Source organism: Bacillus sp. FJAT-27986 (genome assembly GCF_001685035.1).
Classification (GTDB): Bacteria; Bacillota; Bacilli; order Bacillales; family Pradoshiaceae; genus Pradoshia.
Genome location: NZ_MAYV01000014.1, coordinates 448,886 through 474,659, shown reverse-complemented (window position 1 = coordinate 474,659; position 25,774 = coordinate 448,886). Strand labels below are relative to the sequence as shown.

The window sequence follows — 25,774 nt, the reverse complement described above, 5'->3', positions numbered from 1 at the left end:
AATGAACAAAAAGAGGAATTAGATAAAGCAAACGCCACAGTCAAAACATTGGAAAAAGACAAAGAAAACAATGGAAATTTGATTGAAAAATACAAGAATGACATTGAAAACCTTTCTTCGCTTGTAAGTGAATACAAGCCATTCAAAGACAATGTTGATAAAATCAAAGCTGATTTCGAAGCGAAAAAGCAACAGCAAGATTCAGCTTTAGCAGAAGCAATCAGAACTTTCGAAGACGTGCAAACGAAGAATGAACGTCTAGAAAGTCAGTTACAAGTCTTACAAGATAAACTTGCAGACAAAGAGGCAGAAATGGCAGACAAACTTGCTTCAAAAGACGTTGAAATCAATAGATTGAAACAGCAAGCTGAAGTTGAACAACAATTAGCGGTCGATCAAGCTATTGTCAAAGCAAAAGCTGAATGCCAGGTTGCTACAGACGAACTAAAAGATAAGTATGAAGCGAAGATCGAGAAGTTGAACAAACACGCCGATGAACTTAGAGAAAAATATGATAGCCGTATCGCTGCTTTATATGATAGATTAGATACAATTAAACCGGAAGATAAACCAGAAAATCAGCAGTAATGCTGATTTTCTCTTTTATAAAGGGGTGGGTGATTAGTGTATGGATAATGTTTTTAGCCAGGAAATGAACGAGATATTCAAAGAATTTGAAAAGAAGAGCGATAGAGAGAAAATCAAGAAAGCATTATTGGCAGGTGAACTCAAGGAGGCGGGCATTCTCTTCAAATACTCTTGCCTAACGGAAGATGAGTTCGAGGAGATTGAAATTGAATTACTGATAGAGACGCGTGCAGATATGGTCAATTGGGAAAACGGAAAGGAACTGGCCAGAAAAGCAAAGGCAATTCTCAAAGAAAAAGCCAACAAAAAAGATCAGCAATGATGCTGATCTTTTTAAATGGCTGTTTTCGTAAAGATTGTTGCTTTTGAATAAACAGGGAAGCTGCTATCCATCTTACGGTACAATTGATTGGGGAGTACCTTCTTGAACAAAAGGGGCAGGTTAGCAGCATAAGGAGAATGTTATCGATGTTGAAATACATAAAGAAAAATAAAATGAGAGATAACTTTTTTGGTAACTAATTTGTACTTAGTTTGACCAAAGATTCCACTCAAAAAAGGTAGGTTAGCAACAAATTAGGCTAATCTACATTTTTACGCACTTTCACCTTTTATGTTAGGTAAAAACTTTTAAATCATCCTCTTAAAAGCTTCGAGAGTATTGATAGATCTTCCCGTTCTCTTCCTTAACTGTGACAACAACTTTGCTTTGACCTTCCCAAATTCCCACCTTAAAATTAAGACCAAATCTCCAGCCGCTGTACGGTGAAATCTCGGTACTTAGTCCTGCATTCTGTATGTCACTAGCAGAATAGGAAGTAAATAGAGAGTTATTCTCATAAACTTCAACTTTCTCGACATATACAGTTTCTGTAGACTCTTGGTTAAGCAACGTAAATGAGAAGTTCTTGATTACACCATTTACAACCCCTGTTCCAAATGATGAAAAATACATAGATGGTTTAGTATCTGCAACGACGATAGTTTTCGAACTACTAATTCCATCGGCAGTTGCTGTAATGGTGACTGTACCCTCGGAAATGGTTTTTAGTGTGCCTTCCTCACTGATGGTAGCAATAGATTCATCACTACTAGTCCAAGTAACTTGTTGTTCTGTAGCATCTGTCGGTGTGATTGTAGCTGTTAACTGTTGGGTTTTACCAGTTCTCAATTTAGAAGGAGCACTAATAGTAATATTAGAGACAGGGATTTTTTGAACCGTTACAACCCTTGTGACTTTTTCAGTGTTTCCAGCTGCATCGGAAACTGTATACGTGACAGTATAGTCACCTTCTTTTTGTGTATCCACTGTACCTTCTGTCAATATATTTGATGTAAGATCGCCATCATTATTATCAGAAGCGGTAACCCCATTCATTACGTTAAAATCGGTATATAGACCAATAGTTACATTTGATACTCCGGAGAATTCCGGTTTAACATTATCAATTACAGTTACAGTTCTTTCAGCAGTCGCATTATTGCCAGACTCATCAGACACTGAATATGTTAGCTTATAGCTTCCAGCTTTGTTTACATTGACGGCTCCTTCTACTTTAATTTTAGAAGTTATATCCCCATCGTTGTTGTCAGAAGCGGTAATCCCTTTTAAAGGATCAAATTCATCTCCAAAATTGATTTCTAAATCTTTCACACCGGAAAGGATAGGGTCTGTACTATCAATGACCGTTACAGTACGTTTGACAGTTGCTTCATTTCCTGATTGGTCGGTAACTGAATAAGTAAGGGGATAGGACCCAGCTTTTTCTACATTAACTGTGCCTTCCACTTTGATTTTGGAAGTCAAATCCCCATCATAGTTATCAGTAGCCGTAACACCTTTCAGAGAATCAAACTCTTGTCCAAAAGGGAGTTCGACATCTTCAACGCCATTGATAACAGGAACAACCTTATCAACAACCGTTACATTGCGCTGTTTAGTTGCTTTGTTGCCTGCTTTGTCTGAAACAGTATACGTTAGCTTATAGGTTCCAGGTTTATTGACATTAACTGTACCTTCGACTTTGATTTTCGCTGTTAAATTACCATCATTATTATCAGAAGCGGAAACACCTTTTAAACTATCAAAAGCATCTCCAAGAGCAACTTGAGTGTTATTAGCGCCGTTAATTACAGGTTTTACATTATCTACAACCTTAACGGTACGATAAACGATAGTTTTATTTTTTGCTTTATCTGTAACAGTGTAGGCAAGTTTATAAGAACCAGCTTTTTTAGTATTTACCGTTCCAGAAATCTTAATATTCTTTGTAATACTGCCATCAACATTATCCTTCGCAGTTACACCGGTACGTGGATTAAAAGAAGTACCAATGTTAATGGTTTTATTCTTAGCACCGGATATAGTTGGTTTAACTGTGTCCTTTTTAACATAAATCTTACGTGTAACTGTTCTTTTGTTTTTCGTTTTATCTGACACAGAATAAGTTAGTTTGTAGGTTCCAATTTTATTAGTATTTACTTTACCGGTGACTTTGATTTTTTTAGTGATATTTCCGTCAGCATTATCTTTGGCCGTAACACCAGAAAGAGGCTTAAATGTTGTACCAGCAAAGATAGACTTATTAGAAACACCAGAAATAGTAGGCTTAGTTGTATCTTTCTTTACGGTAATAGTTCGAGTGACCGTTCTTTTGTTTTTGGTCTTATCTGTAACAGTGTACTTAATTTTGTATTTTCCGACTTTTTTAGTGTTTACTTTCCCAGTTACTTTAATTTTGGAAGTGAGGTTTCCATCCGCATTATCAGTTGCTTTTACACCCAATTTAGGATTGAAAGAATAACCTCTGTATACGGTTTTATTTGATACACCGGTGATTTTAGGTTTTGTTGTATCTTTCTTAACTGTTACGACACGCTTTACTGTCTGGGTGTTTTTCGCCTTATCAGTTACCTTATACGTCAGCGTGTATTTACCCGTCTTTTTCGTATTCACCTTTCCGTATATTTTGATACGGCTCGTGATGTTTCCATCAACATTGTCTTTTGCTACGACGCCTTTTTTCGGATTAAACGAGTGATTCAAGTAAGCGGTTGCATTCTTTGCCCCTGTAATCGTCGGTTTGGTCTTGTCGGTTGCTGCATCAACAAAACCAGGAGCAATACAACTAAGAACTAGAGCTAAGCTTACTACAACACTCAACCACCTTTTTCTCTTATACACCTTACACACTTCCTTTCTTAGTTTTTGCAGGCAAATAACATTATCAGCGAAGCCAATTATATATGCACCTGATTCTCTTTCATTATATCACTATAGCAAAAAATAATTCCAATAATCCCAACACACTGACAACTATTGTTAACTAGGTGTTGCAAAGAACAAAAGCGGAATAGGTATGCCTATCCCACTTTTTTTCTTTTTCTTACTTTCTTTTTCATTACTTTAAATCACCCATATTGTCCGTCATACGTTGAAGGCTTTGAAAGCAAGCAAAAAATGTTTTCTTTCTCTTCTTCATTTGGATGTGTTGATTCTATAACAGGCACCTTCTTACTCGATAAACGGGGCAGTATTCCTGTATTGAATGCACTGATTAATTGTGTAAAACTAACTATGATTGTGAAAGAATGTACTTAAACTATCAAGGGCTTTAGCGGAATAACAAGAAAGTCACTTCCTTATTGGAAGCGGCTTTTTCATCTAGATAAATGTAAGAGAGTGGAAACGGAATCTTTAAGAATGCAGCCTATTGCTTACCAAGGATCATGAACAATTGTACGTTAACTATGAGGGCTTTAGTGAAACAAGGAGACAGTAAAAGTTGTCTCTCTTTTTTTTCTAATAGTAACAAGTTACGAAAAGAGATTATAAAAAAGAAAGGCAGATAGCCTAATGCAGCAACCCTGACCACAATAGGTAGGGTTGCCATGCTATCTGCTTTTATTTTTTCTTAAATAGAATGAATCCGCCAATGAGCATTAAAAGAACAGGCCAGTAGTGATTAAAGAAATCAACAAAATGAACCAAGCCCAGTATAGTTAAGATTCTCTCATGGAATATAAAGATGATAGAGACAACAAGGAATAAAATCCCCGGGCCTTTACCAACTCCTTTTTTTAGATGAAGCAATAAAAGACCCAAACTAATAAATAAAAATAGGGCTGTATGCTCAGCTGGCCAGTTTTCCAAATGGACGGCTATGTATTGGTGTAAACCGAATCCAGTGAGCAAGATTCCAGGCAGTATAAAATCAGAATGACTGCCAAACCTGCTTTCAGCAAGAAAGGCTAATCCGATAATAATACAAAGAGATCCCCATGAATAATAAGGTGACAATAGGGAAAAGTTAATTGATTTTAAAAAATAAAAAAGACCAAAGCCAATCAAAATAGTGCTTGAAAAATAACGATATTCTTTCATATGTAGTCTCCCGGTTTATTATTATTGATAATTATTCTAATCTTTGATAATGTACAATTAGTGATTTAATTTACACATAATACTGTCAGAGAAACATTTTGGCAATTAAGATTTAACCTATTATACATTAATTATATCAGGTTTTTATTTCATGAGAATTTCTCATTTACATGTTTAATTGATATAGAGTTACGATAATGTTCACAATTTGTGGAAAATTTTTCATATACACCAATGATATACTTGCAAAAGAATATGCTCAGATGGGGGTGTGACAGGGGAAATGCATATAATTGTTGTCGGTCTTAATTACAAAACTGCTCCTGTTGAAATCCGTGAAAAAGTCAGTTTTGAATTGGGACAGCTGCCGGAAGCGATGAAATCATTAAGTAAGAAAAAAAGTATCCTTGAAAATATCATTGTTTCCACCTGTAATCGGACAGAGGTTTATGCAGTAGTGGATCAGCTGCACACGGGCAGATATTATATTAAAGAATTTTTAGCAGAGTGGTTCGCGGTTGACCAAAATGAACTTTCCTCCTATTTATATGTTTATGAGCAGGACGGAGCAGTTAATCATTTATTCCAGGTTGCCTGTGGATTGAACTCCATGGTATTGGGAGAAACTCAAATACTTGGACAGGTGAAGAAAAGCTTCCAGCAGGCACAGGAAGAAAATACCGTCGGAGTATTGTTTAATAATCTGTTTAAACGGGTGATTACGCTTGCCAAAAAAGCTCACTCTGAAACGGAAATCAATAAAAATGCGGTATCAATCAGCTATGCAGCGGTTGAGCTTGGTAAAAAAATCTTTGGTTCGCTTCAGGATAAGAAAATCCTCGTAGTCGGTGCCGGGAAAATGGGCCAGCTTGCCATTGAAAATTTATATAGCAATGGTGCCAATCAAGTAACGGTAATTAACAGAACCTTGGAAAAAGCCGAAATATTGGCATCTAAATTCTCTGGACAGGCAAAAATGCTTCAGGAATTGCAATGTGCCCTGCTTGATGCAGATATATTAATCAGTTCGACTGGATCAAAGGAATATGTAATTACAAAAGAAATGATGGAAAATATCAACATTTTAAGAAAAGGCCGTCCGATTTTTATGGTTGATATTGCCGTACCGCGTGATTTAGATCCTAAACTAATGGAACTGGACAGCGTCTTTCTTTATGATATAGACGATTTAGAAGGTATCGTTCAGGCGAACCTGGCAGAAAGAAAAGAAGCAGCAGAACAAATTATGATCATGATTGAAAGTGAGCTGGTTGAATTCAATCAATGGATCAAAATGCTTGGTGTTGTTCCTGTGATTTCTGCATTGCGCGAGAAAGCATTAGATATTCAGGCAGAAACAATGGAGAGTATGCAGCGTAAATTACCAGGCCTAAGTGAAAGAGAATGGAAGGTTATTAATAAGCATACGAAGAGCATCATTAATCAGATGCTTAAAGATCCGATTCTTTATGCAAAAGATATGGCAGAAATGAAGAATCCAGAGGCTGCTTTACAGGCATTTGTCTCGATCTTCAATATTGAGGAGCTTGTAGAAGAACAGGAATTTAAGGCGGCAATGCCATTCCAATCTAAAACATCGGTCCAGCAAAATAGACCTGTCTTGAAAGTGGTGTCACAACCATATTAAGCAAGGATGGGATATATGATTGATATTAATTTAAATAGATTGCAAGAAATTACAATTATATTATATGGACTTAGTGTCTTATTCTATTTCATAGATTTTTTACAAAATAATCGGAAGGCTCATAAGGCAGCCTTCTGGTTTCTTTCGATTGTTTGGTTGATGCAAACAATTTTTTTATGTCTATATATGTTTGAAGTGGGAAGATTCCCGGTTCTTACCTTATTTGAAGGATTATATTTTTACGTGTGGATATTGATTACCTTTTCACTCATCCTAAACCGGATAATACGGACAGATTTTTTTATGTTTTTTACAAATGTAATAGGGTTTGGTTTGATGGTCATTCATATATTCTCAACATTAGAATCCTATTCTACGGCAGAAGCGCAAACTAAGGTGTTATCTGAGCTATCCATGATTCATATTACAGTTGCCATTCTATCTTATGCAGCTTTTGCTCTTTCCTTTGTCTTCTCTATTTTGTATCTAATACAGTACGATTTATTAAAGCGAAAGAAATGGGGGAAAAGGCTGAACAGGCTGGGAGATCTGGCGAAACTGGAACAGCTGTCTTATATACTGGTAGCAATCGGTGTACCTCTGTTATTATTATCATTAATACTAGGTCTTGAATGGGCCTATATAATCGTTTCGGATATTAATTGGTATGATAGTAAAATTCTTGGCTCATTTGCCTGCCTAATTATATATGGAATCTATTTATATCTTAAAGTTAACAACCGGATTTATGGGAAATCACTTGCTTATTGGAATATTGGTTCATTCTTGTTAGTGCTAGTGAATTTCTTCTTTTTCGGCAGCATATCAGCATTTCATGTCTATTGATGGAGGGTAAATCATGAGAAAAATCATTATCGGTTCACGTAGAAGTAAATTAGCATTGACACAATCTAATTGGGTTATTGACCAGCTGAAAAATCTGGGATTACCGTTTGAATTTGAATTGAAAGAGATTGTGACAAAGGGTGACAGGATTTTAGACGTAACTCTCTCCAAGGTCGGAGGAAAGGGTCTTTTTGTAAAAGAAATTGAACAAGCCATGCTTGATGGAGAAATTGATATGGCCATTCATAGCATGAAAGACATGCCGGCAGAGCTTCCAGAAGGGTTAACGATTGGCTGTATTCCAGAGCGTGAGGATCATCGTGATGTGTTGATTTCAAAAAATAATCTAACGCTTGCAGAACTTCCGGAAGGTGCGATTGTCGGTACAAGCAGCTTAAGAAGAAGTGCTCAATTGTTGGCAAAACGTCCGGATTTAACAATCAAGTGGATTAGAGGGAATGTGGATACACGTATTCAAAAATTAAAAGATGAAGAATATGATGCAATCGTATTGGCGGCAGCAGGTCTTTCGAGATTAGGCTGGAAAAAGGATGTTGTCAGTGATTTCCTTGATGAAGATACTTGCATACCTGCAGTTGGCCAAGGGGCGCTGGCAATTGAATGCAGAGCAGACGATCATGAGCTGTTGCAGGAATTAGCTAAATTAACTTGTCAGGATACAAAAGAAGCTGTTACAGCGGAGCGTGTCTTCCTCAATAAAATGGAGGGTGGCTGTCAGGTTCCAATTGCAGGTTTTGCATATAAAGACGAGAAAGGGACCTTACAATTCCAGGCGCTCGTCGGAACGCCTGATGGGCGTACCATTTATCGTGAACAAATTTCAGGAGATGATCCTGAAAGCTTAGGTATAACAGCTGCCAATCGCCTAATCGAACGTGGAGCAAAGACTTTAATTGAAAAGGTTAAAGAGGAGATGGAAAGCTAAATGAAGCATTCCTTGTTTCTTTCGGGTAAAGGCGTATTGGTAACAAGAGAAGAAGCGCAGGCCGAACAATTGTGTACCATGATTGCTGAGCATGGAGGGGTACCAATTAAGGTGCCTCTTCTTTCGTTCCAAAAGGTTGATGCAGATAGGCTTGAATCAGTAAAAGAAAAGCTGAGCAGGCTGGAATCCTTTGATTGGATCGTTTTTACAAGCAAGCCGGGTGTTGATCTATTTTGTGAGATGCTGAACGAAATGGAATTTGAAGGAATCTATCCTAAAATAGCAGCCATTGGTAAAAAAACGAAAGCAGCCTTGCAGGAACATGGTCTGCAGCCTACTTTTATACCACCGAAATATGTAGCTGAATCTTTTTTACCTGCCTTTTTGGAGGTAGTGGATATGAGCGAATCTGTCCTCATTATAAAGGGTGATTTGGCGAGGAATTATCTATTTAATGGACTGATAGCTGCAGGTATACATACAGAGGAGTCCGTTATTTATAGCAACCGTATGCCAGAAGATAGTGAACAAGCCTTGGTGGATGTACTCACAAATAAAAAGATAGATATTCTATTATTTACGAGTCCTTCGACAGTAAATCATTTTATGAAGACCGTGAAAAAATATCATTTATTTGACTGTTTAATAGATAAAGTGACAGTTGCAATCGGACCGGTCACGAGGAAAAGAGTCGAAGAGCTGGGCGTGGCTGTCACATTATGTCCAGAGCAATATACCGTTGATGAAATGATGAAAGAATTAAGGCAGTATTATTCGTAATGGAGGAGGACCTTAAAATGGCCAATATTGAATTTAATCGACACAGAAGATTAAGAAGAAATGAATCTATGAGAGCGCTTGTGCGTGAAACACATTTACATGTAGAAGACTTTATTTATCCGATTTTTATTACGGAAGGTACAAATGAAAAGAACCCGGTTACTTCTATGCCAGGAATCTATCAATTTTCCATGGATCGTTTGAAAGAGGAAATGGATGAAGTGGCTTCACTTGGTATCAAATCTGTCATTCTCTTTGGAGTACCGGATCAGGAAAATAAGGATGAATGTGGGACAGGTGCTTTTCATACACATGGGATTGTCCAAAAAGGGATTCGTTTTGTAAAAGAAAACTATCCTGAAATTCTTGTTGTAGCTGATACATGTTTATGTGAATATACAAGCCACGGTCACTGCGGTATGGTTGAAAATGATGAAATCTTAAACGATGAAAGTCTGGAGCTTTTGGTTAAAACAGCTGTCAGCCAGGCGGAAGCAGGAGCGGATATTATTGCTCCTTCCAATATGATGGATGGATTTGTGGCTGCGATTCGCCAGGGTCTTGATGAATCAGGGTATCAGCACATTCCAATCATGTCCTATGCCGTTAAATATGCATCCGCATTTTATGGTCCATTCCGTGAAGCAGCAAACGGAGCACCCCAATTTGGTGATAGAAAGTCCTATCAAATGGATTATGCCAATCGGATTGAAGCCCTGCGTGAAGCTGAATCAGACGTTCAGGAAGGAGCGGATTTCATCATTGTGAAGCCAGCTCTTGCTTTCCTTGATATCATTCGCGATGTGAAGAATACGGTAAATCTGCCTCTTGTAGCTTATAATGTAAGTGGAGAGTATTCCATGGTTAAAGCAGCAGGTGCAAATGGCTGGATTGACGAAAAAGCTATTGTGATGGAAATGCTAACTGGTATGAAACGTGCCGGTGTAGATTTAATCATTACTTACTTTGCAAAAGATGCAGCAAAATGGTTAAAAGAATCAAATTAATTCCATATATAAAGGAGATTGCAACATATGCGTTCATATGAAAATTCTAAGAAAGCATTCCAGGAATCCATCAATTTATTGCCGGGCGGCGTAAACAGCCCTGTCCGTGCTTTTAAATCTGTAAATATGGATCCGATTTTTATGGAAAGAGGAAAGGGTTCAAAAATCTATGATATTGATGGCAATGAATATATTGATTATGTTCTTTCCTGGGGACCGCTGATTCTTGGCCATGCAAATGACCGGGTAGTAGAGGCGATTAAAAAGGTTGCTGAAACTGGTACAAGCTTTGGTGCTCCAACTTTAATGGAAAATAAATTGGCACAGCTTGTAATTGATCGTGTCCCATCAATTGAAATGATACGGATGGTTTCCTCCGGTACAGAAGCAACCATGAGCGCACTTCGTCTGGCACGAGGATATACAGGACGGGATAAGATTCTTAAATTTGAAGGATGTTATCACGGACATGGAGATTCATTGCTTATCAAAGCTGGCTCAGGCGTTGCTACACTTGGTTTACCAGATAGCCCTGGTGTTCCAGAGGGCGTTGCGCGAAATACCATTACAGTTCCATACAATGATCTTGAGAGTGTAAAACTTGCTTTTGACCAATATGGCGAAGATATAGCAGCTGTAATTGTAGAGCCAGTTGCGGGAAATATGGGAGTAGTCCCTCCACTGCCAGGCTTCTTGCAGGGATTAAGAGAAATTACTGAAAATCACGGTTCTTTATTAGTCTTTGACGAAGTTATGACCGGTTTCCGTGTTGATTATCAATGTGCGCAAGGTCATTTCGATGTTACTCCAGATTTAACTTGTCTAGGAAAAGTAATTGGCGGAGGACTTCCAGTAGGAGCATTCGGCGGTAAAAAAGAGATCATGAGCCAAATTGCGCCAAGCGGTTCCATCTATCAAGCCGGTACATTATCAGGAAATCCGATTGCGATGACAGCCGGTTATGAAACGTTAATCCAGCTTAATGAGGATACGTATAAAGAGTTTACTAAAAAAGCAGATCTCTTAGAGGCAGGGTTTAAGGAAGCAGCTGAAACCTACCAAGTACCTTTAACATGTAATCGAGCAGGGTCTATGATTGGCTTCTTCTTTACTAATGAACAGGTTAAAGATTACGAGTCTGCAAAACAATCAGATCTTCAATTTTTTGCGAATTATTATAAAGAAATGGCGGAAAATGGTGTATTCTTGCCGCCTTCTCAATTTGAAGGAATCTTTCTTTCAGTTGAACATAGTAATGAAGATATTCAAAAGACTATACAGGCTGCCCAAAAAGCGTTTAAAGCAATTAAACGATAAAGTGAAACAATGTCCGTTGAGGAATTACTTTCATTCCACACGGAGCATTAGTTGAACTAATCGACTTCTTACTGCTGCTTACCTTTGTTTTAGGCGAGAGTCCATGCTCCAGTTTGAATGAGATAAAGTGATTAGTAGATTCCCCCGAGTATGCTCTCGGGGGAATTTTTTTATTCTCCAGACATACGTTTAACAAAGCACATATTTTCTGTATCTGCAGCATAGGCTGATAATGGCATTTAGATGAAAAGGGCTGAAGGGAGGAAATTGGGTGTCTGAGGATCATGCATCGTCATTACGATTTTCATTAGAAGAGAGTGTGTGGTTTCAAAGGGGACAGGAAGTTGAGGAACTGTATTCCATTTCGCTTGAACCAAATGTTTCAGCTCATCAAGTAGAACAGTATGTGATTCTTAAAGGGACTCTGGATTTAATGGGGGAATATAAGGCCACTGAGGCAACAGGACAGGAAGAAGGAGCAGAAGATCCGTTTCGGCGCTATGTTTCTGTAATCGAACAAAGGGAGCATCATTTATTTGAATTCCATCAGCAATTTCCTGTAGATATAACGATTCCTGCAGAAAGAGTTCGGGAAATGGATGAGCTTAATATAGGTGTGCATACCTTTGATTATAAGCTTCCAGAAAAGGGATATCTGCAAATTAGAGCAGATTTATGGATTGGTGGAGTTTACGATAATTTGCCTGAAGAGCAGACGCAAGTGACAGAGACAGAGGAACGGGAAGAGACTTCAAACTATCAAAATGGAACATCCGGGCGATTTCAGGAAGAGCATCATACTCATACATGGAATAAAATCAACGAAGATTTTGAGGAGTCAGCAGAGGAGATTACTATTCAGGCAGAAGTCCATAATGAGCAAGAGGAAGAACAGATAGAGGTGCATTTATATCGGGAAAATTCTGAGGATGAGGATCAGGAGCAGGAGGATTTGGCAGATTCGCCTGAGATTTATCTCAAGAACCCAACTTCTTATATAGAGAGTAATCATAACCAGGATGACCATTTTTATGTTGAAACTAAATTGTCACCCCGACTGCATCAACCAGCCGATTATGAAGAAACACAGCCGAATGATGAGTCAGATCATACAGACAAGGACTATAGCCCTTTTGCTTTTGAACCGGACCAATTAGTTGACAGACAAAAGCAAAAAGATGAAAACCAATCTTTTTCCATTCCATATGATAATAGATTTGATGAGGGTCCTCCGGAATTAATGGAAGTCGTTCCTTTTACTGCCGAGTATGGAAAAGAGGAAAGTTCAGAATATGAAAAAGAGGAAAGTCCTGAATATGACAGAGTACAGCCGCACCAATCTCAAGCGAATGTAGCACCAGATTTGAATAAAGCTGCAGTAGAACCGGAAACAAATGTTTCTCGCATACGTCAACAGAAAAAAGAACAAACATCCAATCAGTATGTAGAGAAAAAGTATCAATCGTCTGATTCTAAAAGAAAGAATGGGAAGGAGAACGAAGATCAAACTGAAGGTAAGTCTAAATCTTTGTTATACGATTTATTTACAGAGGAGGAAGAATCACAACAATCAAAAGTAAGAGTCTGTATTGTCCAAAATGGAGAAAATATTGATGTTCTGGCAGATCGATATAAAACGAGCGTTCAGCATATCGCGAGAATAAACGGGTTGGAATTAACATCCGATCTAAAAGCTGGTCAGGTAATTTATATTCCTGAAGCTGCTGCTTCTTATAAATAATAGGTCTAGTTAACAGCAGAGCACAGCATTATATGCTCTGCTTTTTTAATAGGAATAGTACAATGCAATTTAACTGTGAGAAACATGGCTGCATAGCTCATTAAAAAAATAATGACTTATGATAGGGCAGCTGAAATAGATTTCATTGGTTTCCAAAAAGGGCACATGCAGAAAGGGTGCCAGAGGAATGTTAAGAAAAGATCAGGAGTGGATATCTGAGTTTCTAAGAAACTATCAATTGGAACTTGAATTTTACGAGGATTTTGGAAAAGTAAAAAAAGTATATACGAACAATGGTATATTTGCGATTAAAACCATCATGGCAACCAAAGGCATTGATTTTATCAAAAATGTGCAGAACCTATATCAAAATGGATATAACCGAATTGTTCCGATTTTTCCAACAGTTGATGGCAGATATGGAGTATTAACTCATGACAAAATCAGTTACCTTATGCCTTGGCTACCGGATGAACATATAGAGGAACGGGCAGAACGACACCAGCAGATGTTCAGGGAACTGGCAAGAATGCATACGCTATCTGGCAAGGAAATTAACATTACGAAAGAGGAACGGGAAGAGCATTATGAAAAAACAGTCAAGGAGTGGGAGGAGCAAAAGGAATTTATTCGTGAAATGGTAACAACCATCGAAAAGAAGTGGTATATGTCTCCGTTTGAGCAGTTGTTTAGTATGTGCTTTTATGACTTGTCTCAGGCTCTGACGTATTCCTTAAATAAACTGAAGGAGTGGTTTGACCTAACAAAGGAAGAAGAAAAAGTACGCAGTGTGGTGACCCATGGAAATATCTCAATTCATCATTTCTTATATAGTGAAAATGGTTATGGCCATTTTATCAATTTTGAACAGAGTAAAACCGCACCTGCCTATTTCGACTTATTGCCTTTTGTCGTTAAGCAGTTAAAAACTTATCCAATCCAGGGTGAAGAAATAGTTGAGTGGATCTATCTTTATCTGAAGTATTTTCCCTACAAGGAGGGTGAGCTGCGTTTATTCTTATCCTATTTAGCCTATCCGGCTAATTGTATCAAGGTAGTAGAACAATACTCCAGAAAAAAAGGTAAACAGGATGAAATACAATTTTGCCGAAGATTCCAAAGGCAGTATTGGTTATTAAAAAACATTGAATATATTATTATGAGGATGGAACAAATAGAAGAAAGCAAAAAGGCGAAGGAAGAGAAATAAAAGATATGGCATCAACATAATAAAATGATAGGCTGTATCAAACAAAAACCAGGCAAACCTACCTGGTCTAAATGAATAGTTATAAAAGATTACAGAATATCAAAGTGGAAGGCTAAAGCAAGACCAATCAGTAATAATAGCAGAAATAAATCAAAAGTGGTCGGAAAAAAGAATGTCCGGATTCCTTGAAAAACGGCAAAGGGAATGGAGAATTGCTGTAAGACATTTCTTGTATTTCGAATCCACGGAGGCATATTGTATTGAGTTACCTTTTTTCGCATGTAAATTCCCCCTTTATGATAGAATATAAAATTACCCCTGAATGGGTGTCTGTACAGTAATATTTAAAGCGTCTAAGACTGAGAATTGACGATGACACCTTGGACATAGGCTTGAATAAAATATAGAAAAATGGGAAACAATGATTGACGAGTAGATGCATACTTATGTATGATAACAGTATTAAAAAATGATTTCCGATTATGAGAAACCAAAATAACAATGAAAAGCTTTGAATGGGAAGAGTATGTGATTAAGACTGTAAGAGAGAGGAATCCATCGGCTGTAAGATTCCTTCAGTAACCGTAATCGCAGAAGGTCGCCCGGGAGCTGTTTCCGTGAACGTCAATAGTAGCGGATAACCGGTGAAGAGCCGTTAACGAAATGAAGTGCCGATATAACAGTTATTTGTATTGGAACAAAGGTGGTACCGCGAGACATACCGTTTCGTCCTTTTTATATAGAGGATGAAGCGGTTTTTTTATTGCGTTTTTCACCAATTATGAAAGTAAAGGAGAATGAAAAATGGAGCAACAAACGGATATTGGTATGCCAACCAAATACGATCCTCAATCAATCGAAAAAGGACGCTATGATTGGTGGTTAAAGGGTAAATTCTTTGAAGCGGGACAGGATAAACAAAAAGAACCTTATACGATTGTAATTCCTCCTCCAAACGTAACGGGTAAACTGCATTTAGGTCATGCATGGGATACTGCGCTTCAGGATATTTTGACAAGAATGAAGAGAATGCAGGGTTATGACGTATTATGGCTGCCAGGTATGGACCATGCGGGAATCGCAACTCAAGCGAAGGTAGAAGAAAAACTGCGCAATCAAGGTGTTTCACGTTATGATTTGGGACGTGAGAAATTTGTTGAAGAAACATGGAAATGGAAAGAGGAATACGCATCCCATATCCGTGAGCAATGGGCAAAAATTGGATTGGGCCTTGATTATTCTCGTGAACGCTTTACTTTAGATGAGGGACTTTCAAAAGCTGTTCGTGAAGTGTTTGTAAAACTTTATGAAAAAGGCCTTATTTACCGCGGTGAATATATTATTAACTGGGATCCAAGTACAAAAACAGCGATCTCTGATATTGAAGTAATTCATAAAGAGGTTAAGGGTGCTTTTTATCATATGCGCTACCCACTTGCAGATGGCAGCGGGCATATTGAAGTTGCGACAACTCGTCCGGAAACAATGCTTGGCGATACAGCAGTTGCAGTTCACCCGGAAGATGACCGTTATAAGCACCTGATTGGAAAAACGGTTATCCTGCCAATCGTAGGAAGAGAAATTCCGATTGTTGGCGATGATTATGTAGAGATGGATTTTGGTTCCGGCGTTGTAAAAATTACACCAGCACATGATCCTAATGACTTCGAGGTAGGTAATCGTCATAATCTTGAACGCATTCTAGTTATGAATGAAGACGGAACGATGAACGCGAAGGCTGGCAAATATGAAGGTATGGACCGTTTCGATTGCCGTAAGCAAATTGTGAAAGATCTTCAGGATCAGGGAGTGTTGTTCAAAATTGAAGAGCATATCCATCAGGTTGGACACTCTGAAAGAAGCGGATCTGTTGTAGAGCCTTATTTATCTACACAATGGTTTGTTAAAATGGGACCATTGGCAGAGCGTGCAATTGAAATGCAATCCACTGAAGGTAAAGTAGAATTCGTACCGGAACGCTTTGAGAAAACATATTTGAATTGGATGGATAATATCCATGACTGGTGTATCTCCAGACAGCTTTGGTGGGGTCACCGCATTCCGGCTTGGTACCATAAGGAAACAGGCGAGGTATATGTAGGAATGGAAGATCCTGCAGATATCGAAAACTGGACGCAGGATACAGATGTATTGGATACATGGTTCAGTTCTGCGTTATGGCCGTTTTCCACAATGGGCTGGCCTGATACAGATTCAGAAGACTTTAAACGTTATTATCCAACAGCAGCTCTTGTGACTGGATACGATATTATTTTCTTCTGGGTATCAAGAATGATCTTCCAGGGACTTGAATTCACTGGAGAGCGTCCATTCAAAGATGTATTGATTCATGGACTTGTACGTGATGAGCATGGCAAGAAAATGAGTAAATCTCTTGGCAATGGTGTAGATCCAATGGAGGTTATTGAGAAATATGGTGCGGATTCATTAAGATATTTCTTAACAACTGGAAGCTCACCAGGTCAGGATTTACGTTTCAGCTATGAAAAAGTAGAATCTGTTTGGAACTTTGCCAATAAAATTTGGAATGCATCCCGTTTCTGCTTGATGAATATGAATGGGCTGAAATATGAAGAGATTGATTTAACAGGCGAAAAATCAGTTGCGGATAAATGGATTTTAACTCGTCTAAACGAAACGATTGAAACTGTAACAAGACTGGCAGATAAATATGAATTCGGTGAAGTTGGCCGTGCATTATACAACTTCATTTGGGATGATTTCTGTGATTGGTATATTGAAATGGCGAAGCTCCCTCTATATGGAGAAGACGAGGAAGCTAAACTTACAACACGTTCTATCCTTGCGTACGTATTGGATCAAACGATGCGATTGTTACATCCATTTATGCCATTCATCACTGAAGAAATTTGGCAGAACCTTCCTCACCAAGGGGAGTCCATCACAACAGCATCTTGGCCTGTTGTAAATCCGGACTTAACGGATGAAAAAGCTTCTGATGAAATGAAATTGCTTGTCGAAATCATTCGTACAGTACGTAATATTCGCGCAGAAGTGAACACGCCGCTCAGCAAAAAAATCAAGCTTTCTTTGAAGGCGAAAGATGCAGAAACACAAGCTGTTCTTGAGAAAAACAGCAGCTATATCGAGCGCTTCTGTAATCCAGAGGAATTAACAATTGGTACAGACATCCCTGCTGATGATAAAGCGATGACAGCTATCGTAACGGGTGTTGAATTAATTCTTCCATTGCAAGGTCTATTAAATATTGAAGAGGAACAAAAACGTCTTCAAAAAGAACTTGAAAAATGGAAAAAAGAAGTAGAAAGAATTGAGAAAAAGCTATCCAATGAAGGCTTCATGAAAAAAGCGCCTGAAAAGGTGATTGAAGAAGAAAAAGCGAAGCTGGCAGACTATGTTGAAAAACGTGAGGCTGTACAAAGCCGCCTGAAGGATTTAGAAGAATTGGCTTAAGACATTTTATTGCGCCCTGTTCGAAGCATTTGAACAGGGTGTTTTTGTTCAATCATGACATACTAATACATAGCGCAATGGTTGAGGAGTGAAAAAAATGATACAGGATTATCAACAGGCAGAGAAATTTCTTGCAGACCGTACAGCAAAACTTGGGATGGATTTTGGCCTGGAAAGAATGGAAAGAGTCTTACGTAAATTGGGAAATCCGGAGCGCAGCATTCCTTGTATACATATAGCAGGCTCAAATGGCAAAGGTTCTACGCTTACATTTTTAAAACATATTTTGGTGGCAGAGGGCTACCGGGTAGGTACCTTTACATCTCCCTATCTTGAAAAGCTGAACGAACAAATTATGATTGATGAGGAAATGATTTCGGACAATAAGCTAGTTGAATTATTAAATTACCTCCTCCCTGTAATAAATGAATCAGAGCAAAAAGGGGATTATCTAACTGCTTTTGAAGTAACGACTATATTAGCTTTTCTGCACTTTAAAAATGAGCAACCGGATATTCTTATTATTGAAACCGGACTTGGGGGGAGACTTGATTCCACTAATGTAATTGAACCGCTTTTGGAGATCGTTACCAGCATCTCTTTAGAGCATACCAACATTCTCGGAAATTCTTTGGGTGAAATTGCAACAGAGAAAGCAGGTATTATCAAGAATGGAACATCAGTTGTTACAGGTGTAAAAGATGAGGAAGCATTAGAGCCCCTAACAAAACAGGCAGAGAAAATGAATGCTGCTTTATATACGCTAGGAAAAGAATTTAAGATTTTAAACCGCTCTCACCCTGAAAATCAGGAAGTTTTCACGGTTAAATGGCGAGAATACTTACTGGAGAATTTACATATTAGCATGCTTGGAAGCCATCAAGTTGAGAATGCAGCGCTTGCTGTCATCAGTTCAATATTACTTAGTGAAACGTATCGCTTTTCGATTCGGGAAGAAAGTATCAGAAAAGGACTGGCATCTGCCAGATGGAAAGGGCGTTTTGAGATTGTGTCGAACCAGCCGCTAATCATCCTGGACGGCGCACATAATGTGTCAGGTATAAACTCTCTGCTTTCAACGATTGATGATCGTTACCCAAATTGTGATATACATATTTTGTTTGCGGCCTTAAAGGACAAGGATTATACAAAGATGATTCAGATGATTGAACAAAAGGCAGCAAGTATAACTTTTACGGAGATTCCATTAGAACGAATGAATGAGGCAGAGGAGCTTTTTAAACATAGCCGACACCCTCATAAGGATGTAAAAAAAGATTGGGTAGAAGGAATAAATGAGATATTAGCCAAAATGAAAGACAGAGATATGCTATTGGTCACAGGCTCTTTATATTTTTTGGCGTCTATTCGTCCATATATCGTCAATGAAATTATTCGAAAGTCATAACTAAATTCATGTAAAAGTAATGATGTTCATGACAATCCTCCATAAGACCTGTTTTTGTAAATACTTGTGTGACAGATGTCGGAATTTTTGATAAAATTTGACATAAGATGGATGAAATTCCTGAACGGAGGGGCGGTAATGGTTACAAAACAAAAACGCTTCATTATTTGGATACTTTGGTTATTGATCGTCCCTGCAAGTTTATATATTTCATATACGGAGTATCCTATTTTAGGAAGCTTTTTTTCGATTGATATTCTTCTGTTCCTATTACTGCTTTGTATTATTACGTATTACCCTATTATGATAAATGGATTGCCAATTTTTCTCCTTCAGGGTGTATCCTTGGCTCTATTCCTTGAGTACGGATTATTTGTTGAAATAATCCTTTCGCAAATCGGAGTAATAACATTGCTCTATAGAATAAAAATAAGCAAGGATGAGCTTTTCCGCATTCCGATGAATTCTTTAATGTTTTTTATTAATTCATTAACAAGCGGATTAATCTATTATTTGCTTGGCGGTCAGCATTCTAATTTGGACTTATCGGATATAAGTGTATTTTCATTAATTGTAATCCACCAAATTGTCTGGTTCTTATCTAATTTTATTTGTGCTTTACTCATAGATGTGTTTGTATATAAGGCAAAAGTAGAGTTTGTTGCAAAAGATCAGGTTGCGGATATCGTATCCAGTATTATCATCTTTCCAATCGGTTTATTATTGTATTCAACCTATCAGGAGCTGGGGGTGGTAGCCATTATTATTGTTGGCGTACCGCTTGTGAGTTTGGCTCTTGTGATGAGACTGTATTATCGGGCTGACCATATGAATGAAGATTTGCAAAAAGCGAGCCAAATTGGTCACAGATTGACAGAAAGATTAGAAGTCAAGCAAGTACTGGATTTATTTTTGGGTGAAATTTCAAGGATTTTCCCAGTGGACGAAACCTATATTCTTAGTGTGGATAGCAAAGCCAATAATCGCCTTCGTATGGTTCGTTATGAAAGTAAAAATGAGACTGGTATGCCCCATTTGAATTTAATCTCGGCAACAGACAGCTTGTTAGGAGAAGTATGGAAATCAAAAAAAACATTGCTGATTCAGAGCTCTGCCTCCCTGAAGAAATACGAAAACCATGGTATTCCTGATTGGGCAGAAAGCGTCTTGATTGTTCCGGTTTTAAATGCAGAGCAAATGGAAGGGATTGTCCTTCATATATCTTCGAAAAGAAACTTTTTTGAAAACAGTCAGATAACGATTGCAGATATTCTTTCTACATATCTGGCTTCAGCTATTGAAAATGCGAAGCATTATGAAGAAACAAAAGCCAAAAGTGAACGCTGCTCTTTAACAAATCTATATAACAACTATTTTCTGGAAGATTACTTAAAAGAACAATTTATCCTGATAAGGGGAAGAAAGCTGGATACATTAACTCTTATCTTAATAGACTTGGATCACTTTAAGTCAATAAATGACTCTTACGGACATTTGGGTGGGAACGAAGTTTTATGCCAGGTAGCAGAACGTTTGTCTTCGTACAATTTAAAGGGATTGCAGCCAGATATGGCGGTGAAGAATTTGTGCTTGTCCTCCCTGGTGCAGGAGTGGAGGAAGGCTATAAATTTGCCGAACTGGTACGTCAGAAAAATTGGAACAAAGCCGTATGAATTAGTATCTGATTTAGGTAGTGAAAGCAGGAGGGTTCATGTAAGAGTAACTGCATCAATTGGAGTTTCAACCGCTCCAATTGATGCGGATGATCCTCACTCATTAATCCGTCATGCAGACCGGGCTATGTATACAGGAGCAAAACGCGCCGGACGTAACAAAGTGGCGCAATATATTAAATAAAAGAGACGTATTCCGACTACTAGAGAGGAGGAATACGTCTTTTTTGTTCAAGAGAAATAGACTAAAGCTACTTGTTTGGAAGTGAGTTTCATATATGGAACAGCTGATAAAAGTTTTGAAAGAGAAATCGAAGTAATTCAAGGATTTATTACTATTTTGATAAAAAGATGAGGTTAAATCTACCTATCTCTGTAAATCAACAATATCCTATAAGATTAATATTTATAAATAGAGCAGATAATTTATTGAAAAATATACAATATAATGGTAAAGAATGTATAATAAGTGATAATATAGGTAATTTGTATGAGTGAAGAATAGATTCTATTTAAAATACAGGGTAGAGGGGTGGGTATATGAAAAGACGGCTAAAACTAGCAATTGCTATTATTATTTTATTTCCAACGGTATTGCAGGCTCCTAACGTAACACATGGAGCGGAAAGCACTCCAAAAATAAGAGTTTTGGAGATTTACGATAATAAAAATTATTACCCGACAAAGCTTGAGGATCTTTTAGGGGATACCCAATATGAATATACGTCAATGCCAATGAAAAAATTTGTAGCACTTCGAGAAGAATTAGATGGAAAATATTACATGATTGTAATGTTTACTCTCTATCTCTTAATCTTCCTCACCGGTCTCATCTTTGGTTCATTTTATAATGTGGTAGGTTTGAGGATTCCAGCGAAGGAATCGATTGTGGCTCCGAGGTCGGCTTGTCCGGCCTGCGGCCATACATTGACACCGATAGAGCTTATCCCTGTATTGTCTTACTTGTTTCAAGGGGGGAAGTGCCGTAAGTGTAAGGCGGGCATTTCACCTATTTATCCGATGATGGAACTGACAACGGCTATTCTATTTATGGCAGCTCCGATGCTGCTGGGCTGGACTGCTGAATTGTTTGTGGCATGGGCACTTATTTCCCTGCTAATCATTATTTTTATATCGGATATTACGTACATGCTTATACCGAACAAAATTCTGCTGTTTTTTACAGTTGTTTTTTTGTTTATTCGGGTATTTATTCCTTTGGACCCATGGTGGGACGGTATAGCTGGTGCTATTGTCGGGTTTGGAATCCCATTTTTTATCGCTGTAATCAGCAAAGGCGGCATGGGTGGCGGAGATATTAAATTATTCGGTTTAATTGGATTTGTGATGGGAGTAAAGGGAGTTATTCTCGCCTTTATATTCTCCACCTTTTTTGGAGCTGTCTTTGGAGTCATTGGGATGTTAATCGGTCTTGTGAAGCGGCGGAAGCCGATTCCATTTGGACCGTTCATCGTCGTTGGTACACTGGTGGCCTACTTTTTTGGGGAGTTCTTGCTAGACTGGTATTTACAATTTTTGTGATTGATTTGGAAGGGAGAAGTTATAATGGCTTTTACTTTATTTTCAGGCAGCAATCGGGTTGTGAACCTGGTATTAAAAGACCATGTGATTCGTTATGTAGAACTTAAACAGCTGGACCCACCGATTGTTCATAAATGCGGTGAGCATTTTTTACCTGCCGGTGTTATAAAGGACGGCATTATTACTGATTTTGACCTTCTAAAGGATATTTTAGGTGATTGTGTTGTTAAATGAAAAATACAGAAACGTCAGGTGCGGTTTTTAGTACCAGACTCCCGTTTGGTCATTCGTAAGGTTGCCATTCCAAAGGATATTAAAGATGATGAAATCAAGGGCTACTTATATTTGGAAATGGGAACGAGTATACATCTTCCATTTGAGGAACCCATTTTTGATGTGGTTCTGTTGGAAGAGACGGAGGAAAAAAGGAAATTCTGTTATTCGCTGCTGAAGAAGAGGTGGTATCGGAGTACGCCACTTTGCTTGAAAAATCTCAGCTTTATCCTATAGAAGCAGATATTTCGCCTTTGTCGCTGTACAGGCTGTTTTTTCATGCAGGAAAAAGAGATTCGAAAGACCATCTCTTACTGATTGAATTTAATTTGCATACCGTCAACACAAGTGTTTTTGTAAATGATAAGCCGATCTTTATGAAAAATATCCCTATTACAGGGCAAAGTAGTGAATGGGAACTATTGCGTATAAATGAAGATCAGCAAATCATGGAATATTCCAGTGACAAAGAAGATTATATGCAATTGTTGGAGGATACTTATACAGAAATTGATCGGGTGCTAAGCTTTTATCAATATTCCTTAAGCCATGAGCAGCATCAGGTCACTAAAATAATCATAACCGGTGATCATCCTTATCTAACTGAAGTGATCACTGACATAAAAAATAGATATGATCAAACTGTGGTGAGTATTCCAAAGGGATATATACAAACCAATAAGGAACCTGAATTGCCGGAGTCCTTTTTTTAGCCGGGGGATTGGCTCTTAAAGGAGTGAGATGATGCTTGTAGAAATTAACTTGCTGCCAAAAAAAGAGCGCAAAAACCGTGGTGTACTCCTGATTATCTTATCTGCAGTGTTTCTCGGTATTCTCTGCGGAATCCTTTACTTTTGGCAATATCAGAGCAATCAAAGCCAGTTGAATGCATTAGAACAAGAATATGAAATGACTGCTCAAATGATTGAAGTGGAACAGCAGAAGGTTGTATCTCAGGAGAATAGCAATTCTGTTGCTCAATTAACAGAAAAGGTTAAATGGGCAAACCAATACCCTGTTAAAACTGTACTTCTTTTAAAACATTTGATTGGATTTTTGTCGGAACGAGGATTTATTGAAACCTTTTCTTATGCGGAAAATGGTGCTATTAAACTCGAAGTACGGTTTGATAAAGCAGAAGAAGCGGCCTATTATCTAAAGGATTTATCATCAACTGAAATCATAACGAATGCGATTAGATTTGCAAAACCAATTGCCGGATATAGAGGTGCCTCCTCCAGCTAATAAAGATAATCCATTAAGCATTGCACCGGATGTATATGAGGATTCAAAAAAAGATGATGAGTAGTTTAATAGAAGCATTCAGGTTGTGAGTTAAATGATAAGGAATATAAATAGGAAGTCTAATGAAAATGGAGCTACCTTAATTGAGTTATTGGCGGTTATTGTCATATTGGGTATTATAGCTTCAATGGCTGTCCTGGTGATTGGTGATGTCATACAAAAGGCGAGAAAGCAGGCCTTCGTCTCTAAGGCCTATATCATGCGTAATGCCAGTACGGTTTATTATAAGAATAAAGAATTCAATAAAGAACCGTTAGTAAATCCAGTAACATATAACGAACTTGTTACCTCAGGTTTTTTGGATGTCATCATTGGTCCGGATACAGGAGATAAATGGGGATTAAATCATACAGATTCCTATGTACTATTTAAGGATGGGAAAGCGGTATCCATCTGTTTAATTGGAATGAAACGTAAATTATGCGGTGAAAAGCAAGGTGAAGGTTATTTGCCGTTGCCTCTTGATCAAATACGTGAAGAGAATGTTGAGGATAGAGAATCCTAGAAATTTGGCGAAACCTTTTTGGACAAGACGACAAGAGTCTTGTTCTTTTTTTTTTACAGAATGATAAGATGAACAAAAAACGCGGAGGCAAAGGAATGGATAAGCCAACCCGGGAACGAACAATCATCGTAAACATAAATGGCGAAAAAAAGGAATACAAATGGATTCCAAGTGAAGATCCAGATACTTTGGATACGATCCAAGAAATTGCCAGCACGGTTGAGGATGAACAAGAACCGTCTCTTTGGGCAGCACCCGAAGAAAAACCTGTTAAAAAAAACGAGGCAAAAACAAAGCCGACACAAAAAACGGCTTTTCTTGACCATGTAAAAATGAATAAATTACCGGTTCTTGCAGCAGGAATTCCTGTATTGGTAGCACTTATAATCGGGACATTATTTGGAGTTGTAATTTTAAAAATTGTCCTATTCGGCGGCGGAGAGGAAACTGTTAAAGTACCGGACTCTGTTCCTTTGCTTGGTTCCAATAAACAAGCGCCTCAGGAAGAGAAGCAAATGGTCAAGGATATGAATGCTTTTGTCGTTCAGGGCGGCGTCTACTCGAGTAAACAGGCAGCAGAACAACGTGCCTCTCTTATTGAAGGGGATGGAATTCCTGCTATCATTCTTAAACAGGAGGATAAATATTTTATTTATATAGGAGCAGCGGCTACATTGCAGGATACAAAGAAATTGGCACTTTTATATAGAGGAGAAGGTGTCGATACGTATTGGAAGGAAATTCGTTTTCAGGGCCAAACAAAAAAAGCTTATACACCAAAAGAAACAGAGGTCATCCATAATATGATACACAACACCGGTCAATACACACAATTGGCTTCAGAGGGCCTATTACAAAGTGAAACGAAAGAAAAGCCAGATATAAAGTCTATTAATTTAGAGAATATTCCGAAAGAATTACAAAATCTCCATAATTTAAGTGAAAGTATGAATAAAACTTGGTCTACCTATCAATCTAAACCAGAAGAAGCATCCTTAATGCAGCTTCAAAAATGTATACTGCAATTTTTTGATGAATGGTATAGATTATAATGTATTTTCCGGGAAATAAAAAATACAATTTGTGTTTAAAAGGGTACTTCACATTTCGGGGTACTCTTTTTTATTTTGCTTTAAGAATTGAGA

The 25,774-nt window shown here is 38.0% G+C and carries 22 protein-coding genes and 1 other annotated feature; of the genes, 19 read left to right on the top strand and 3 right to left on the bottom strand.

Going from position 1 to position 25,774, the window contains the following annotated elements:
• Both A8L44_RS18975 and A8L44_RS10980 read left to right on the top strand, forming a co-directional pair.
• On the top strand, positions 1–588 hold a 588-nt coding region (locus A8L44_RS18975; protein ID WP_217491081.1), incomplete at its 5' end, for a hypothetical protein.
• Positions 589–628: 40 nt separating this feature from the next.
• On the top strand, positions 629–910 hold the full coding sequence (locus A8L44_RS10980; protein ID WP_066105604.1) for a hypothetical protein: 282 nt from the start codon (positions 629–631) through the stop codon (positions 908–910).
• 321 nt (positions 911–1,231) lie between these two features.
• On the opposite strand, the gene A8L44_RS10975 is transcribed toward A8L44_RS10980, so the two are convergent.
• Together A8L44_RS10975 and A8L44_RS10970 are read right to left on the bottom strand one after the other, a co-directional pair.
• Positions 1,232–3,751, bottom strand: coding sequence for an immunoglobulin-like domain-containing protein (locus tag A8L44_RS10975; protein ID WP_139063842.1), 2,520 nt, complete (start codon positions 3,749–3,751; stop codon positions 1,232–1,234).
• Positions 3,752–4,492: 741 nt separating this feature from the next.
• Positions 4,493–4,972, bottom strand: a complete 480-nt coding sequence (locus A8L44_RS10970) for a hypothetical protein (RefSeq protein WP_066105598.1) — start codon at positions 4,970–4,972, stop codon at positions 4,493–4,495.
• A 283-nt stretch (positions 4,973–5,255) separates the two neighbouring features.
• On the opposite strand from A8L44_RS10970, the gene hemA reads away from it, so the two are divergent.
• The 8 genes from hemA (at position 5,256) to ysxE (ending at position 14,467) form a co-directional block, all read left to right on the top strand.
• Positions 5,256–6,620 carry a glutamyl-tRNA reductase gene (hemA, locus tag A8L44_RS10965; protein WP_066105594.1) on the top strand — a complete coding sequence of 455 codons (1,365 nt, stop codon included), beginning with the start codon at positions 5,256–5,258 and terminating at the stop codon, positions 6,618–6,620.
• A 15-nt stretch (positions 6,621–6,635) separates the two neighbouring features.
• Positions 6,636–7,466 carry a cytochrome C assembly family protein gene (locus tag A8L44_RS10960; protein ID WP_066105591.1) on the top strand — a complete coding sequence of 277 codons (831 nt, stop codon included), beginning with the start codon at positions 6,636–6,638 and terminating at the stop codon, positions 7,464–7,466.
• A gap of 13 nt (positions 7,467–7,479) precedes the next feature.
• Positions 7,480–8,412 (top strand): hydroxymethylbilane synthase, encoded by a 933-nt coding sequence (gene hemC / locus A8L44_RS10955; protein ID WP_066105588.1) that lies wholly within the window; start codon positions 7,480–7,482, stop codon positions 8,410–8,412.
• Positions 8,413–9,192, top strand: a complete 780-nt coding sequence (locus tag A8L44_RS10950; RefSeq protein WP_066105584.1) for a uroporphyrinogen-III synthase — start codon at positions 8,413–8,415, stop codon at positions 9,190–9,192.
• 17 nt (positions 9,193–9,209) lie between these two features.
• The gene (gene hemB, locus A8L44_RS10945; protein ID WP_066105578.1) at positions 9,210–10,199 is read left to right on the top strand and encodes a porphobilinogen synthase; all 990 of its coding nucleotides are present in this window, start codon (positions 9,210–9,212) and stop codon (positions 10,197–10,199) included.
• Between the two features lie 27 nt (positions 10,200–10,226).
• A complete protein-coding gene (gene hemL, locus A8L44_RS10940; RefSeq protein WP_066105575.1) occupies positions 10,227–11,516 on the top strand; it encodes a glutamate-1-semialdehyde 2,1-aminomutase in 1,290 nt (429 codons plus the stop codon).
• Between the two features lie 271 nt (positions 11,517–11,787).
• Complete coding sequence (locus A8L44_RS10935) at positions 11,788–13,257, top strand: LysM peptidoglycan-binding domain-containing protein (protein ID WP_066105571.1); 1,470 nt, start codon at positions 11,788–11,790, stop codon at positions 13,255–13,257.
• Between the two features lie 187 nt (positions 13,258–13,444).
• Positions 13,445–14,467: a spore coat protein YsxE gene (ysxE, locus tag A8L44_RS10930; protein ID WP_066105569.1), complete on the top strand. Its 1,023-nt coding sequence runs from the start codon at positions 13,445–13,447 to the stop codon at positions 14,465–14,467.
• An 89-nt stretch (positions 14,468–14,556) separates the two neighbouring features.
• Here the strand turns inward: ysxE and A8L44_RS10925 are convergent, their stop codons facing one another.
• Complete coding sequence (locus A8L44_RS10925) at positions 14,557–14,748, bottom strand: hypothetical protein (protein ID WP_066105566.1); 192 nt, start codon at positions 14,746–14,748, stop codon at positions 14,557–14,559.
• 221 nt (positions 14,749–14,969) lie between these two features.
• Positions 14,970–15,204: a binding site (T-box leader), on the top strand.
• 67 nt (positions 15,205–15,271) lie between these two features.
• Here A8L44_RS10925 and A8L44_RS10920 point away from each other — a divergent pair.
• The 9 genes from A8L44_RS10920 to A8L44_RS10885 all read left to right on the top strand — a co-directional run bounded on the left by A8L44_RS10920 (position 15,272) and on the right by A8L44_RS10885 (position 25,681).
• A complete protein-coding gene (locus A8L44_RS10920) occupies positions 15,272–17,923 on the top strand; it encodes a valine--tRNA ligase (protein ID WP_066105564.1) in 2,652 nt (883 codons plus the stop codon).
• A gap of 97 nt (positions 17,924–18,020) precedes the next feature.
• Positions 18,021–19,331 (top strand): bifunctional folylpolyglutamate synthase/dihydrofolate synthase, encoded by a 1,311-nt coding sequence (locus A8L44_RS10915; RefSeq protein ID WP_066105561.1) that lies wholly within the window; start codon positions 18,021–18,023, stop codon positions 19,329–19,331.
• A gap of 138 nt (positions 19,332–19,469) precedes the next feature.
• Positions 19,470–21,188, top strand: a complete 1,719-nt coding sequence (locus tag A8L44_RS19225; protein ID WP_254654711.1) for a sensor domain-containing diguanylate cyclase — start codon at positions 19,470–19,472, stop codon at positions 21,186–21,188.
• Positions 21,189–21,796: 608 nt separating this feature from the next.
• Positions 21,797–22,546 (top strand): prepilin peptidase, encoded by a 750-nt coding sequence (locus tag A8L44_RS10905; protein ID WP_066105695.1) that lies wholly within the window; start codon positions 21,797–21,799, stop codon positions 22,544–22,546.
• Positions 22,547–22,570: 24 nt separating this feature from the next.
• Positions 22,571–22,780, top strand: coding sequence for a hypothetical protein (locus A8L44_RS18565; RefSeq protein ID WP_077248080.1), 210 nt, complete (start codon positions 22,571–22,573; stop codon positions 22,778–22,780).
• A 245-nt stretch (positions 22,781–23,025) separates the two neighbouring features.
• Positions 23,026–23,532 carry a hypothetical protein gene (locus A8L44_RS18555; protein WP_077248078.1) on the top strand — a complete coding sequence of 169 codons (507 nt, stop codon included), beginning with the start codon at positions 23,026–23,028 and terminating at the stop codon, positions 23,530–23,532.
• A 31-nt stretch (positions 23,533–23,563) separates the two neighbouring features.
• Positions 23,564–24,064 (top strand): hypothetical protein, encoded by a 501-nt coding sequence (locus tag A8L44_RS10895; RefSeq protein ID WP_066105558.1) that lies wholly within the window; start codon positions 23,564–23,566, stop codon positions 24,062–24,064.
• A gap of 94 nt (positions 24,065–24,158) precedes the next feature.
• A complete protein-coding gene (locus tag A8L44_RS10890) occupies positions 24,159–24,629 on the top strand; it encodes a type II secretion system protein (protein WP_077248077.1) in 471 nt (156 codons plus the stop codon).
• Positions 24,630–24,724: 95 nt separating this feature from the next.
• Complete coding sequence (locus A8L44_RS10885) at positions 24,725–25,681, top strand: hypothetical protein (RefSeq protein WP_066105555.1); 957 nt, start codon at positions 24,725–24,727, stop codon at positions 25,679–25,681.
• The last annotated feature ends 93 nt before the right edge of the window (positions 25,682–25,774 follow it).